The sequence below is a fragment of the Plantibacter elymi (nom. nud.) genome, assembly GCF_900177795.1.
Lineage (GTDB): Bacteria > Actinomycetota > Actinomycetes > Actinomycetales > Microbacteriaceae > Plantibacter > Plantibacter elymi.
The window spans coordinates 1-13,815 of record NZ_FXWJ01000004.1 but is presented as its reverse complement, the minus strand read 5'-3'; the positions used below and the strand labels follow the sequence as shown (position 1 = coordinate 13,815).

Sequence of the window (13,815 nt, the reverse complement as noted above, 5' to 3'; positions counted from 1 at the left end):
TCGACAGGGCCACCGTCACCGTCGAAAGGGAGCCCATGCCGCAACTCATGATCGTCACCGGGAGCGTCCGTCCCGAGCGGGTGGGCGGTGCCGTCGCCGACTGGGTCGCGGGCGTGGCCGAGGCGGACGAGCGGTTCACCGTCGACGCGGTCGATCTCCGGGAGCTGGCGCTGCCGTTCATGGACGAGCCCGCGCACCCGCGGAAGCGCGCCTACGTCCACCCGCACACGATCTCCTGGAGCGAGCGGGTCGACCGGACGGACGCCTTCGTGTTCGTGACGCCCGAGTACAACTACAGCTACGCGCCCGCCCTCAAGAACGCGTTGGACTACCTCATGCACGAGTGGGCGCGGAAGCCGGTCGGGATCGTCAGCTACGGCGGGTTGTCGGGCGGAACCCGCGGCGTCGTGGCGCTTCGACCCGTCCTGCAGGCGCTCGGTCTCGTCAGTACCGGTGCGAACGTGGAGATCCCGTACGTCTCACGGCAGATCGCCGACGGCGTGTTCGCGCCCAACGACCGCCAGACGACCATGCTGCCGATGCTGCTGGGCGAACTGGCAGCACTCGACGGGGCCCTCGCGCCGCTGCGCGCCATCGACTGAAGCGGGTCGGCTCAGGACGGGTGGGTGTTGATCGGCTCGGTGTCGGGGATCGGGCTCGCATCGCGTCCGCGGAGGTCGGGGTGCCAGCGGTGACCGATCCACGGGATGACGAAGCCGAACAGCGCGAACACGCCGGCGACCCAGAACGCGCCGACCGCTCCGGAACCGTCGATGAGGAAGCCGGCCGCCGCCGACCCCATCGCGGCACCGATGAGCTGACCGGTGCCGACCCAGCCGTAGGCCTCGGCCGTGTCGCTGAACTTCACGCTCGCCGAGACGATGGCGAACAGCACGGCGAGGGCCGGCGCGATGCCGATGCCGGCGACGAAGAGGGTGACCGACAGCCACCAGGCGTTGAGGAAGAGGCTCGCGACGGCGAGTCCGGCGAAGACGATGAAGATGCGGCGCGCCAGCGCGTAGGGACCGATCGGGGTGTGTCCGAGGGCGAGGCCGCCGGCCAGCGAGCCGACCGAGAAGATCGCGAGCACGATGCCCGCTTCGAGGCCGTCGTGCCCGAAGGTCGCGACGACGCCCGCCTCGACGGCCGAACAGGCACCGATGAGGAGGAAGCCGACGACGGTGGCGAGGAGGACCGGCGGGCGCTTGAGCACCTGTCCGAGCTTGCGACGGCTCCTCGGGATGCGGACGCGCCCGACCTCCGGTGAGGAGATGAACCACAGGCAGCCGACGACCATGATCACGGCCGCGAGCGCGATGCCCCAGACGGTGCCGACCTGGGTGGAGACGAAGGTGGTCACGACGGGCCCGAGCACCCAGATGATCTCCTGGGCCGAGGCGTCGAGGGAGAACAGTGGGGTGAGCTGCTGGGAGGTGACGAGCTTCGGGTAGATGGTGCGGACCGCGGGCTGGACGGGCGGCGTGCTCAGCCCGGCGACGAATCCGACCGCCATGTAGGCGGGAACGGTCATGGTGACGAGGGCGATGGTCGTGACGGAGACGGCACAGACCGCGAGGGTGAGGAGGAGCACCTTGCGGATGCCCCAGACGCCCATCCACCGGCTCGTGAGGGGGCCGGCGATCGCCTGCCCGATGCTCGTGGCGGCGAGGACGAGCCCGGCGGCCCCGTAGGACCCCGTGACCTGCTCGATGTGGAGCAGGAAGGCCAACGAGAGCATCCCGAACGGGAAGCGTGCGGTGAGCTGCGCCGCGATGATCCGGGCGACGCCGGGGGTACGAAGAAGGTCACGGTAGCTGCTCACAAGGACACCAGTCTAGGGACCGGTTCCGACACGCGCGACACGCCCGCGACACGCCCAAACCGACAACGGATGTCGGAGGTGCGGAGGAGAATCTTGCCTGTGGATAGATATCCCTCAGACGGGGGAGAAAAGGCCGTCAATCCGGGATTTTCGCGTCGCCCACGAGCGTTGTACCCAGTGGAGAACCGGTGGATAACTCGCCCGAAACGGTGGAGAACCCGGTGGAAAACTACAGGGCTGTAACTACTAGCCCTTGGGGTTGGCCTGAAGGTCGCCAACTATATGTAGTATTGGAACCCCGGCGCAGGACGCCGCGGGAATCACCAGATTTTGAGGGGAAGGCACGAAGAGCTATGGCAATCACGGTCTACACGAAGCCCAGTTGCGTGCAGTGCACCGCGACGTACCGCGCACTCGACAACAAGGGCATCGAGTACAACATCCTCGACCTCTCGGTCGACGAGAACGCACTCGAGCAGGTCAAGGCCCTCGGCTACCTGCAGGCGCCGGTCGTCATCACCGAGGAAGACCACTGGTCGGGCTTCCGTCCCGACAAGATCGAAGAGCTCGCCGCACGTCTGGCTTGAGCCCACGGTCGCAGGCGTCATCATGAGCCGGCTCCAGCAGCACCGCACCATCCGACCGTCCGGACGTCGACGAGGAGGCCACCCGTGCAACCACGGCTGATCTACTTCTCCAGCATTTCCGGCAACACGCATCGCTTCATGCAGAAGCTCGACCTGCCCTCGTTGCAGATCCCGCTGTATGCGAAAGACGAAGCCGTGCACGCCACGGCACCCTACGTCCTCGTGACCCCCACCTACGGCGGGGGCAACGGCGACGGAGCGGTGCCCAAACAGGTGATCCGGTTCCTCAACGTGGAGGCCAACCGCTCCCTGATCCGCGGGGTCATCGCCGCCGGCAACACGAACTTCGGCGAAGCCTACGGGCTCGCCGGCGACGTGATCGCCAGCAAATGCAAGGTCCCGCACCTGTACCGCTTCGAACTCTTCGGAACCCAGGACGATGTCACCACCGTCCACAATGGATTGGAATCATTTTGGCAGCAGCGCCAGTTTCAGTGATCGACGCACCGTCGACGAGCCAGATGGACTACCACTCGCTCAACGCGATGCTCAACCTCTACGGCCCGAACGGCGAGATCCAGTTCGACAAGGACCGTGAGGCCGCGCGGGAGTACTTCCTCCAGCACGTCAACCAGAACACCGTCTTCTTCCACTCGCTGAAGGAACGGCTCGACTACCTCGTCGAGAAGGAGTACTACGAGCAGGCAGTGCTCGACAAGTACTCGTTCGACTTCATCCAGGAGCTCAACGACCTGGCCTACTCGAAGAAGTTCCGCTTCCAGACCTTCCTCGGCGCGTTCAAGTACTACACCTCGTACACGCTGAAGACCTTCGACGGCAAGCGCTACCTCGAGCGGTTCGAGGACCGCGTCGTCATGACCGCCCTCGGTCTCGCCGACGGCGACCAGCAGCTCGCGGTCGCGCTCGTCGAGGAGATCATCGCGGGTCGGTTCCAGCCGGCGACGCCCACCTTCCTCAACTCGGGCAAGGCCCAGCGCGGCGAGCTCGTCTCCTGCTTCCTCCTCCGCATCGAGGACAACATGGAGTCGATCGCCCGTGGCATCAACTCCGCGCTCCAGCTCTCGAAGCGTGGCGGCGGTGTGGCGCTCTCGTTGTCGAACATCCGCGAGTCCGGTGCGCCCATCAAGCAGATCGAGAACCAGTCGAGCGGCATCATCCCCGTGATGAAGCTCCTCGAGGACTCCTTCAGCTACGCGAACCAGCTCGGCGCGCGTCAGGGCGCCGGCGCGGTGTACCTCAACGCACACCACCCCGACATCCTGCGCTTCCTCGACACCAAGCGTGAGAACGCCGACGAGAAGATCCGGATCAAGACGCTGTCCCTCGGCGTCGTCGTCCCCGACATCACCTTCGACCTCGCGAAGAAGGGCGAGGACATGTACCTGTTCTCCCCGTACGACGTCGAGCGCGTCTACGGTGTGCCGTTCGGCGACATCTCGGTGAGCGAGAAGTACCACGAGATGGTCGACGACTCCCGCATCAAGAAGACGAAGATCAACGCGCGCGAGTTCTTCCAGACCATCGCGGAGATCCAGTTCGAGTCCGGCTACCCGTACATCGTGTTCGAAGACACGGTGAACAAGGCGAACCCCATCAAGGGCCGCATCAACATGTCGAACCTCTGCTCGGAGATCCTCCAGGTCAACACGCCGACCACCTACAACGAGGACCTCTCGTACAAGGAGATCGGCAAGGACATCTCCTGCAACCTCGGCTCGCTGAACATCGCGCTCACGATGGACTCGCCCGACTTCGGTCGCACGGTCGAGACCGCCATCCGCGGCCTCACCTCCGTGTCCGACCAGAGCCACATCTCCTCGGTGCGCTCGATCGAGGACGGCAACGACAAGTCGCACGCCATCGGCCTCGGCCAGATGAACCTCCACGGCTACCTCGCCCGCGAGCGCGTGCACTACGGCAGCCCCGAGGGCATCGACTTCACGAACATCTACTTCTACACGGTGGTGTTCCACGCGCTGCGCGCCTCGAACCTCATCGCCAAGGAGCGCGGGGAGACCTTCGACGGCTTCGCCGACTCGCAGTACGCGTCGGGTGAGTTCTTCGACAAGTACATCGACCAGGTCTGGGAGCCCGAGACGGCTCGTGGTCGCGAGCTCTTCGAGCAGGCCGGCGTGCAGATCCCGACGCAGGCGGACTGGACGGCCCTCAAGGCGTCCATCCAGGAGTACGGCATCTACAACCAGAACCTCCAGGCCGTCCCGCCGACCGGTTCGATCTCCTACATCAACAACTCCACGTCGTCGATCCACCCGATCGCGTCGAAGATCGAGATCCGCAAGGAAGGCAAGCTCGGTCGCGTGTACTACCCGGCTCCGTTCATGACGAACGACAACCTGGAGTACTACGAGGACGCCTACGAGATCGGTGCCGAGAAGATCATCGACACGTACGCCGCGGCGACGCAGCACGTCGACCAGGGGCTGTCGCTGACGCTGTTCTTCAAGGACACCGCCACCACGCGCGACATCAACAAGGCGCAGATCTACGCGTGGAAGAAGGGCATCAAGACCATCTACTACATCCGTCTCCGCCAGCTCGCGCTCGAGGGCACGGAAGTCGACGGCTGCGTCAGCTGCATGCTCTAAGGAGCTTCGCGCTTCGTCATCCGCACTTCGACAGGCTCGGTGACCGGGATTCCGGTCCCTGATCCCGACCCCGGTCCCTGAGCCTGTCGAAGGGCATCAGCATCATCGGTCCGTCGAGGACCACGAGTAGCACCGGTCCGTCGAGGGCCACCGGCATCACCGGTCCGTCGAGGGCCACCGGCATCACCGGTCCCTGAGCCTGTCGAAGGGCCAACCCCACTTCCCGATAGAGGACACCAATTCATGTCAGAGAAGCTCAAGCTGGTCGACCGCGTCCAGGCGATCAACTGGAACAAGATCGAGGACGAGAAGGACGTCGAGGTCTGGAACCGCCTCGTCAACAACTTCTGGCTGCCCGAGAAGATCCCGCTGTCGAACGACGTCCAGTCGTGGAACACCCTGACGCCGCAGGAGCAGCAGCTCACCATGCGCGTGTTCACGGGCCTCACACTTCTCGACACGATCCAGGGCACCGTCGGCGCCGTCGCCCTCATCCCCGATGCGATCACCCCGCACGAGGAGGCCGTCTACACGAACATCGCGTTCATGGAGTCGGTGCACGCGAAGAGCTACTCCTCGATCTTCTCCACCCTCAGCAGCACGAAGGAGATCGACGAGGCGTTCCGCTGGTCGGTCGAGAACCCGAACCTGCAGAAGAAGGCGTCCATCGTCCTCGACCGCTACCACGGTGACGACCCGCTGAAGCGGAAGGCCGCCTCGACCCTCCTCGAGTCCTTCCTCTTCTACTCGGGCTTCTACCTACCGATGCACTGGTCGAGCCGCGCGAAGCTCACCAACACGGCCGACATGATCCGCCTGATCATCCGCGACGAGGCAGTGCACGGGTACTACATCGGCTACAAGTTCCAGAAGGGCCTCGAGAAGCTGACGCAGGCCGAGCGCGACGACGTCAAGGACTACACGTTCTCGCTGCTCTACGAGCTCTACGACAACGAGGTGCAGTACACGCAGGACCTCTACGACGAGGTCGGTCTCACCGAGGACGTCAAGAAGTTCCTGCACTACAACGCCAACAAGGCGCTCATGAACCTCGGCTACGAGGCCATGTTCCCGAAGACGGTCACGGACGTGAACCCGGCAATCCTGTCGGCGCTCTCCCCGAACGCCGACGAGAACCACGACTTCTTCTCCGGTTCCGGCTCCTCCTACGTGATCGGCAAGGCCGTGGTCACGGAAGACGAGGACTGGGACTTCTAGTCACCACGCAAGCACTGCGCTGGACGCACGAGGGCCGGATGGAATCCACGATTCCATCCGGCCCTCGTGCGTGCAGCGACCTCAGCGGTTAGCGTGGAGGGACGCACGATCGATCTTGGGGGAGACCACCGTGAGCGCGACACTCGAACAACACCGCGAGGCCATCGGTCCGGAGCTGCCAGGGGCAGACATCATCCGAGCGATCCGCGCGCTACTGATCTGGGCCGTCTTGGCGTCATTGGTCTACACCGCGCTGAGTCACGCGACGCAGGGCATCTGTCCTGGCGGGTTCGACGGCAGCGGTGGGTTCATCGATGCCGACGGCGGACCGACGGACACAGCGCCCACGTGCTTGACCGTTTCCCTGCTGCCGAGTCCGATCGTCTACGGCGTCATCGGCGGCACCATCATCGGGGTGCTGAGTGTCATCCTCCGCCGAGCGTCATCTCAGGCCCAGGCCCTGCGGTTCATCTCCCGTGCCCGCTGGATCGTCTGCGGCGTTGCGCTCGTGAGCATCCTCGTCGCGCAGGTCTGGTTCGCTCAACTCGACGTGACCAGTTGGGATGGAGGCCCGATCGACGTGCTGTTCCCGTTCCCGTTCGCATCAGGAAGCGTGGAGATCTCACCCCTGCAGGACTGAGCCGCTCAGCCGGCCAGGGCACCGCTCATACCGCCGCCGGCCGCGAGGAAGAAGTAGAAGAACGCCGTCGCACCCTGGACGACCGGGAAGAAGAGCGCCGCGATCGCGGTGACCACGATCGTGAGGATGGCCACGAGCGCGACCAGGCTGACGACACCGTTGCGTCCTGCGCTCGGAGCCTCGACGGGTTCGGCGACGAGCAGCTCGTCCATGGTCGCTTCGGTCGTCAGCATCGTTCTCCCTGTGGCTCTGGTGTCCTCGACCCTACCTGGAGAGCCGCCGTGCGCCGCTGACTCGCCCGAGGATGTCCGATTTCGACGAGGAAACGCGCAGATTCGGGCGACTCAGCGACGGCGGGTGATCAGCGGCGGGTGGACCAGAGGGCCCAGGCGATGAGCACGGGCTGGAAGAAGAGGCGGGTGAACCGGCGACTGTCGGTGTCGAGGCCGAAGGCGTCGCGGCGGTTGAGCCACTGGGAGAGGTTGCCCGGGAAGATCGCGGTGAAGAACGCCGCAGCGAGGTTGCCGACGGCCGTCCGCTTCACGCCTGAGGCGAGTGCCGCACCCAGCGCGATCTCGACGACGCCCGAGGCGAGCACGGTGGTGTCCTCGTCGATCGGGACCCACTCCGGCACCTGCGCCTGGAAGTCCTTGCGAGCGAAGGTCAGGTGGCTGATGCCGGCGAACACGAGTGCGCCTCCGAGCAGCAGACGTGCGGCGGTGCGGGCTTTCGATCCAGCCATGAGGGTCCTCTCGACGATGGTGATGTCACCACGCTATCCGGAGATCGGTGGACCGACGGCGGGTTGGAGTGCACAGATGTCCAGCAGCCGACCGCTCAGCCGTCGATCTGCGAGTTCGCGTCGAGACGGTGCCAGGTGCGGTTGTGGTAGACGAGCGGCGCGCCGTCGAAGCTCGGGGTGAAGGCCGGGACGGCGGGAGCGGGTGTCTCGGCGGCCGGCTCGGTCCGGACCGGCTCCTCGGCCGCTTGCGGCTGCGAGACGCTCGACTCCAGTGCGTGCACCGCGATGACCGTCGAAGTGCCTGCCTCCATGCGGTTGACGATGCGTCCGCGGATCCAGACGCCGTTGCCCGTGAAGTACGGCTCGCCCGTCGGCAGGCGGTCCCAGATCGAGGTGTCGGCGAAGCGGTCGATCCCGCTCGTCGCGCAGAGCTTCGCGATGTGCAGCTGCTCGGAACCCAGGAGGTGGACGACGACGGTGTCGGACGCGGTGATGGTCGGTGCGCTCGAGGACAGCGACGACACGGAGAAGACGAGGAGCGGCGGTTCCGCACTGACGGAGAAGACCGAGGTGGCGGTGAGTCCCACCGGCCCGCTGCCGTCGTCCGCGGTGATGACCGAGACGCCAGCCGGGTGCTGGCGGAACGCCGCCTTGAAGTCGTCGGGGGACAGGGAGGCGAAACCTGGCGCGACCTCGCCACCGTCGACGGGGGACGGCAAGGCGGTCACGGAGGCGGCTGCCGGGTGGACTGAGCTCACGGGGGATCCTTCGAACGGCTGTGGACGACTGCTGCAACGCCGATTCGGTCGACGCTGCACAGGCTACGTTTCGCTCATCCGGCCGGAGCTGCAACTCTGTTACCCGGTGTGACGGCGACCGAGCGTTCGGGCGCAGGTCTCGTCGACCTCGCCTGCGTACGCTGGACGCATGCCCATTCTCATCGCCCCGGACGACCTCGCAGCCCTGATCGCCTCCGAGACGCCGGTGCGCGTCCTCGACGTGCGGTGGCGACTCGACGCACCGGACGGACGGCCCGCCTACCTCGAGGGGCACCTGCCCAGCGCCGTGTACGTCGACCTCGACCACGAGCTGGCCGACCACGTACCGACCGGAGAAGCGGCCGTCCGAGGCCGTCATCCCCTGCCTGATCGTGAGGCGCTTCAGGGGTCTGCGCGATCGTGGGGCGTCGACGACGGCGACGTGGTCGTGGTCTACGACGATCTCAAGAGCCTGTCGGCGGCACGAGCCTGGTGGGTGCTGCGGAACGCGGGCATCGCGGACGTCCGCATCCTCGACGGCGCGTTCCGGGCGTGGACGGACGCCGGACTGCCCCTGGAGCGCGGCGAGGTCGTCCCGGAACCCGGGACGGTCACGCTGACCGCGGGTGTCCTGCCGACCATCGACATCGACACCGCCGCGACGTGGGCGGGCGAGGGACGTGTGCTACTCGACGCGCGCGCCGGCGAACGGTACCGGGGCGAGGTCGAACCGATCGACCCTCGGTCCGGTCACATCCCCGGAGCGCTCAGCACGCCGACGACCGCCAACGTCGGCACAGACGGCCGATTCCTGTCGCCTGAGACCCTCCGTGAGCAGTTCCTCGCCGCGGGCGTGCCGGAGGACGCGACGGTCGCGACCTACTGCGGCAGCGGGGTGACCGCGGCGCACAACGCGGCCGCACTCACTCTGGCCGGCTTCGAACCGGTGCTGTACCCGGGGTCGTGGAGCGAGTGGGCGAACCACCCGGAGCGTCCGGTGGCGACGGGACCCGACGCCTGAATCGCTGACCCCGGTCATCGAGCCTGTCGAGATGCGCCCTTCGACAGGCTCAGGGACCGGGGTCCGCGATCGGTGCCCTTCGACAGGCTCAGGGACCGGCGCCCTTCGACAAGCTCAGGGACCGGCGCCCTTCGACAGGCTCAGGGAGCAGGGAGCGCTAGCCCGCGAGGACCTTCTGCAGGCGCTGCAACGAGACCGATTCGGCCGTGCCCAGCTGCTGGGCGAACAGGCTGATCCGGAGCTCCTCGAGCATCCACCTGGCCTTCACGAGGTGCTCCGGAGCCTCGGCGGGCAGTGGGATCGTGCCACCGGCGGCCTCGAACCGCGCCAACGCCGTCTGCGCCTCCGTCATCCACACCCGGTCGCGGTTCGGGTTGTCCGTCAGCCGCTCGGCGCGGTAACGGATGCCGGCGAGGTAGCGGGGCAGATGCTCGAGTCGTGCTGAGCCCGTCCGGGAGACGAAGCCCGGGAAGACCAGTCCGTCGAGCTGGCCCCGCATGTCGGTGAGGGCCGCGAGCAGCGTCATGCTCGTCGCCGCCTTCATGGCCTTCTCCGTGTCGCGCGCGGCCTGCAGGATGCGGGCGACGATGGCGACCGTCTGGAACATGCGGTCCATGACCGAGGCGGAGACGCGGTCGCGAAGCGTCTCGTACTGCAGCCGGGAGAACACCTGTCCGTCGGGTACCACACGGAACAGGACATCGTCGATGCAGGCGGCGAGGCAGTCCTCGAACAACGCCGGCGTCGACCGGTAGGGGCTCGTCGCGAGCGCGAGCTTCTCGTTGGCCTTGAGGTGCTGCTGCACGTACGCCGTCGGGGACGGGATCGCGAGCAGGAGGAGGCGGCGCACCCCCGCGGGCATGGCGCGGGCCTGGTCGGCCTCCGTGCTCATGATCCGGATCGACACGCTCGTGCCGTCGTCGACGATCGCGGGGTAGCCGCGGATCACGCCGTCCTCCTGGCGGATGTCGATGAAGCGGGGGAGGTCGTCGAAGTCCCACCTGGTGAACCCGGACCGTTCGATGGCGTTGGGCACTCTGGCGGCGGCGACCTTGGCGACGCTCGCCCGCGTGCGCTGCTTGAGGCGCTGCTGCAGCTCGACGAGGTCCTTGCCGCTGGCGAGCGTCCGGCCGCGCTCGTCGATGACCCGGAAGGTCACGAGCAGGTGCTCGGGGACGCGTTCCATCTCGAAGTCCGAAGCCGAGATGTCCATGTAGGAGAGCCGTTTGATCGCGTTCGCGAGACGGGTGGCGAAGGAGTCCTCGGCGGCGGGACTGCCGGGGGCGACCGCCGGGACGTCGGCGGGGAGCTCGGCGAGCAGCTTCGCCGCCCAGTCGGCCGCAGGCACGATGTTCCGACGCAGGGCCTTCGGGAGCGCTTTGATCATCGCCGTGATGAGGTCCCGACGGAGACCGGGGACCTGCCAGTCGAAACCCGCGGGCGAGAGTCGGTCGAGCAGGGCGAGCGGGACGATGACCGTCACGCCGTCGTCGTCGCTTCCGGGCTCGAAACGGTAGCTGAGCTTCAACCGCTGATCGGCCTGCACCCACTCGGCGGGGAAGCGGTCCTCATCCACCGCCGGAGCGTCCTCGGGGAGGAGGTCCTCCTGGCGCATCGTGAGCAGCTCGGGCTGGTCGGCGCGCGTCTTGCGCCACCAGGATTCGAAGCCCCGCGTCGTCGAGGTCTCGGCAGGGACGCGGGCGTCGTAGAAGTCGAAGACGGCCTCGTCGTCGAAGAGGATGTCGCGGCGTCGCGTCCGCTCCTCGAGCTCACTCAGCTCTTTGCGCAGTCGTCGGTTCGCGCGGTGGAAGTCGAACAGCTTGTCGCGACCGATGTCGTGGGTCCACTCGCCGTCGACGAGCGCGTGCCGCAGGAACAGTTCACGGGCCTGTTCCTGGTCGATGCGACCGAACTGCACCCGGCGGCGCGGCACGATCGGCACGCCGAAGAGGGTCACCTTCTCGAAGGCGACGGCGGAGCCCTGGTTCTTCTCCCAGTGCGGCTCGCTGTACGAGCGTTTGCAGAGGTCGCCGGCGATCTGCTCCGCCCACGCCGGGTCGATCGAGGCGTTGGTGCGGGCGAACAGCCGACTCGTCTCCACGAGTTCCGCGCTCATCACGGCGTTCGGCTGCTTCTTCGCGAGCGCGGACCCGGGGAAGAGGACGAAGCGCGTCTGGCGGGCGCCGATGTAGTCGCCCTTCTTCGCGGTCTTCGTCGCCGGTGGAGCGTTCCGGCCCTTCACGACCGGAGCGACGGTCTGGTCCTTCAGCCCGATGTGGGAGAGGAGCCCGGCGAGGAGCGACTTGTGGATGCCGTCGGGGTTCACCGTCGGCTCGTTGATCGTCAGGCCGAGGGGCTTCGCGAGTTGACGCAGCTGGCGGTAGACGTCGTGCCACTCGCGGACGCGGAGGTAGTTGAGGAACTCGTTCTTGCAGAGCCGACGGAACGCGCTCGACGACAGCTCGTCCTGTTTCTCCTCGAGGTAGTTCCAGAGGTTCAGGAGGGCGAGGAAGTCGCTCGTGGGGTCGACGAACCGGCGGTGCAGTTCGTCGGCCTTCTGCCGGTGCTCGAGCGGTCGTTCGCGTGGGTCCTGGATGGTGAGCGCCGCGACGATCGCGAGCACCTCCCGCGACACCCCGTGCCGCTTCGACTCCACGACCATGCGCGCGAACCGCGGATCGATCGGCAGGCGGCTGAGGTCGCGCCCCACCCGCGTGAGGCGTGGACCGCCGCCCCGAGGTGAGCCGTCGGCGAAGGTGCGCGTCTCGATCGCGCCGAGTTCGGACAGCAGGTCGACGCCGTCCTTGATGCCGCGGGCGTCCGGCGGCTGGAGGAAGGGGAAAGCGGCGATGTCGCCGAGGCCGAGGGAGATCATCTGCAGGATCACCGCGGCGAGGTTCGTGCGGAGGATCTCCGGTTCGGTGAACTCCGGGCGCTTCGCGAAGTCGTCCTCCGAGTAGAGCCGGATGGCGATGCCGTCGCTCGTACGGCCGGATCGACCCGAACGCTGGTTCGCCGACGCCTGCGAGATCGCCTCGATGGGGAGCCGCTGCACCTTGGAGCGCACGCTGTAGCGCGAGATGCGGGCGGTTCCGGCGTCGATGACGTACTTGATGCCGGGCACCGTGAGGCTCGTCTCGGCCACGTTCGTCGCGAGGATGATGCGCCGGCGGAGGCCTGCCACGGTCGACGGCTGGAACACGCGGTGCTGGTCGGCGGAGGAGAGCCGGCCGTAGAGCGGCAGCACCTCGGTGCCGGGCAGGTTGCGGCCGCGGATGGCGTCGGCGGCGTCGCGGATCTCCGTCTCGCCGGACAGGAAGACGAGGACGTCGCCCATCGACTCGCGCGCCAGCTCGTCGAGGGCGGCGTTGATGCCTTCGAGGTAGTCGCGGTCGGCGGCCTCGGACTCGGGGGCGTCCTCATCGTCGTCCGTGGGCTCGTCGGCCACGAGCGGCCGGTAGCGGATCTCCACCGGGTACGTGCGGCCGGAGACCTCGACGATGGGCGCTCCGTCGAAGTGCTTCGAGAAGCTCTCCGGGTCGATCGTCGCGGACGTGATGATGACCTTGAGGTCGGGGCGCTGGGGGAGGAGCTGCTTGAGGTAGCCGAGCAGGAAGTCGATGTTGAGGCTGCGCTCGTGTGCCTCGTCGATGATGATCGTGTCGTACTTGCGCAGCATCCGGTCGCGGTGGATCTCGTTCAGCAGGATGCCGTCGGTCATCAGCTTGATCTTCGTCGCCTTCGACGCCTGATCGGTGAAGCGGACCTGGTAGCCGACGATGCCACCGAGCTCCTGGCCGAGTTCCTCCGAAATGCGTTCGGCGATCGTGCGCGCGGCCAGTCGTCGGGGCTGCGTGTGCCCGATGGACTCGCGACCGAGCTCGAGGCAGATCTTCGGCAGCTGAGTGGTCTTGCCGGAACCCGTCGCCCCGGCGACGATGACGACCTGGTGCTCGCTGATGGCACGCGCGATGTCCGCGCGGGCGGCACTGACCGGCAGCTCGGGCGGGTAGGAGATTCGGAGGTCGGACATCAGCCCTCCATCGTATCGGGCTGGACGCGTTGTGCTGCCGCTCCGGACCTTCTTGATCCGGCGAACCCTTCCTCCGGTCCCTGAGTCACCTCCGCCGGTCCCTGAGCCGCTTTCCCCGGTCCTGAGCCGCCTTCCCCGGTCCCTGAGCAACCTCCTTCGGTCCCTGAGCTTGTCGAAGGGCAGGCGGAGAACCTCGCGAACTCCGCAACGCCCCGCCGGTCCCTGAGCTTGTCGAAGGGCAAACGAGGAGACTTCCACAACCGGGCCGACTCGGCATCTGGAATGTCAGTGGTCCATGGTGGACTGGTTCCATGACCGAGACCACCCGCACCGCGACCCGCGTCGGCGACGAATACGCCGCGCAGCT

Annotated in this window: 12 protein-coding genes; 7 read left to right on the top strand and 5 right to left on the bottom strand. The window is 67.0% G+C overall.

From position 1 onward, the window contains the following. Window positions 1-35 precede the first annotated feature (35 nt). Complete coding sequence (locus CCK91_RS12575) at window positions 36-602, top strand: NADPH-dependent FMN reductase (RefSeq protein ID WP_086474344.1); 567 nt, start codon at window positions 36-38, stop codon at window positions 600-602. Between the two features lie 11 nt (window positions 603-613). On the opposite strand, the gene CCK91_RS12570 is transcribed toward CCK91_RS12575, so the two are convergent. Next, window positions 614-1,822, bottom strand: a complete 1,209-nt coding sequence (locus CCK91_RS12570; protein WP_086474343.1) for an MFS transporter — start codon at window positions 1,820-1,822, stop codon at window positions 614-616. A 353-nt stretch (window positions 1,823-2,175) separates the two neighbouring features. Between CCK91_RS12570 and nrdH the strand changes: the two genes are divergently transcribed. The 5 genes from nrdH (at window position 2,176) to CCK91_RS12545 (ending at window position 6,894) form a co-directional block, all read left to right on the top strand. Beyond that, window positions 2,176-2,409 carry a glutaredoxin-like protein NrdH gene (gene nrdH / locus CCK91_RS12565; RefSeq protein WP_056007615.1) on the top strand — a complete coding sequence of 78 codons (234 nt, stop codon included), beginning with the start codon at window positions 2,176-2,178 and terminating at the stop codon, window positions 2,407-2,409. 84 nt (window positions 2,410-2,493) lie between these two features. Beyond that, a complete protein-coding gene (gene nrdI / locus CCK91_RS12560) occupies window positions 2,494-2,907 on the top strand; it encodes a class Ib ribonucleoside-diphosphate reductase assembly flavoprotein NrdI (RefSeq protein WP_064296523.1) in 414 nt (137 codons plus the stop codon). Between the two features lie 23 nt (window positions 2,908-2,930). Further along, complete coding sequence (gene nrdE, locus CCK91_RS12555) at window positions 2,931-5,036, top strand: class 1b ribonucleoside-diphosphate reductase subunit alpha (protein WP_079706251.1); 2,106 nt, start codon at window positions 2,931-2,933, stop codon at window positions 5,034-5,036. Between the two features lie 243 nt (window positions 5,037-5,279). Then, window positions 5,280-6,254, top strand: a complete 975-nt coding sequence (gene nrdF / locus CCK91_RS12550) for a class 1b ribonucleoside-diphosphate reductase subunit beta (RefSeq protein ID WP_056007612.1) — start codon at window positions 5,280-5,282, stop codon at window positions 6,252-6,254. Between the two features lie 130 nt (window positions 6,255-6,384). Next, window positions 6,385-6,894, top strand: a complete 510-nt coding sequence (locus tag CCK91_RS12545; RefSeq protein ID WP_133059988.1) for a hypothetical protein — start codon at window positions 6,385-6,387, stop codon at window positions 6,892-6,894. Window positions 6,895-6,899: 5 nt separating this feature from the next. Here CCK91_RS12545 and CCK91_RS12540 read toward each other — a convergent pair whose 3' ends face one another. From CCK91_RS12540 to CCK91_RS12530, 3 genes are all read right to left on the bottom strand, one after another. Continuing rightward, the gene (locus CCK91_RS12540; protein WP_086474341.1) at window positions 6,900-7,127 is read right to left on the bottom strand and encodes a hypothetical protein; all 228 of its coding nucleotides are present in this window, start codon (window positions 7,125-7,127) and stop codon (window positions 6,900-6,902) included. Between the two features lie 128 nt (window positions 7,128-7,255). After that, window positions 7,256-7,636, bottom strand: coding sequence for a DoxX family protein (locus CCK91_RS12535; protein ID WP_079705419.1), 381 nt, complete (start codon window positions 7,634-7,636; stop codon window positions 7,256-7,258). Window positions 7,637-7,731: 95 nt separating this feature from the next. After that, window positions 7,732-8,364: a flavin reductase family protein gene (locus CCK91_RS12530; protein ID WP_207568241.1), complete on the bottom strand. Its 633-nt coding sequence runs from the start codon at window positions 8,362-8,364 to the stop codon at window positions 7,732-7,734. Window positions 8,365-8,563: 199 nt separating this feature from the next. On the opposite strand from CCK91_RS12530, the gene CCK91_RS12525 reads away from it, so the two are divergent. Further along, window positions 8,564-9,415, top strand: coding sequence for a sulfurtransferase (locus CCK91_RS12525; RefSeq protein ID WP_086474340.1), 852 nt, complete (start codon window positions 8,564-8,566; stop codon window positions 9,413-9,415). 157 nt (window positions 9,416-9,572) lie between these two features. On the opposite strand, the gene hrpA is transcribed toward CCK91_RS12525, so the two are convergent. Continuing rightward, a complete protein-coding gene (gene hrpA / locus CCK91_RS12520) occupies window positions 9,573-13,448 on the bottom strand; it encodes an ATP-dependent RNA helicase HrpA (protein WP_086474339.1) in 3,876 nt (1,291 codons plus the stop codon). Window positions 13,449-13,815: the final 367 nt, after the last annotated feature.

Excerpts from the sequence above, each read along its gene's own strand:
- nrdH (WP_056007615.1), top strand. The coding sequence starts at position 2,176 with ATGGCAATCACGGTCTACACGAAGCCCAGTTGCGTGCAGTGCACCGCG.
- nrdE (WP_079706251.1), top strand. The coding sequence starts at position 2,931 with ATGGACTACCACTCGCTCAACGCGATGCTCAACCTCTACGGCCCGAAC.
- hrpA (WP_086474339.1), bottom strand. The coding sequence starts at position 13,448 with ATGTCCGACCTCCGAATCTCCTACCCGCCCGAGCTGCCGGTCAGTGCC.
- CCK91_RS12535 (WP_079705419.1), bottom strand. The coding sequence starts at position 7,636 with ATGGCTGGATCGAAAGCCCGCACCGCCGCACGTCTGCTGCTCGGAGGC.
- CCK91_RS12540 (WP_086474341.1), bottom strand. The coding sequence starts at position 7,127 with ATGCTGACGACCGAAGCGACCATGGACGAGCTGCTCGTCGCCGAACCC.
- nrdF (WP_056007612.1), top strand. The coding sequence starts at position 5,280 with ATGTCAGAGAAGCTCAAGCTGGTCGACCGCGTCCAGGCGATCAACTGG.
- CCK91_RS12525 (WP_086474340.1), top strand. The coding sequence starts at position 8,564 with ATGCCCATTCTCATCGCCCCGGACGACCTCGCAGCCCTGATCGCCTCC.
- CCK91_RS12575 (WP_086474344.1), top strand. The coding sequence starts at position 36 with ATGCCGCAACTCATGATCGTCACCGGGAGCGTCCGTCCCGAGCGGGTG.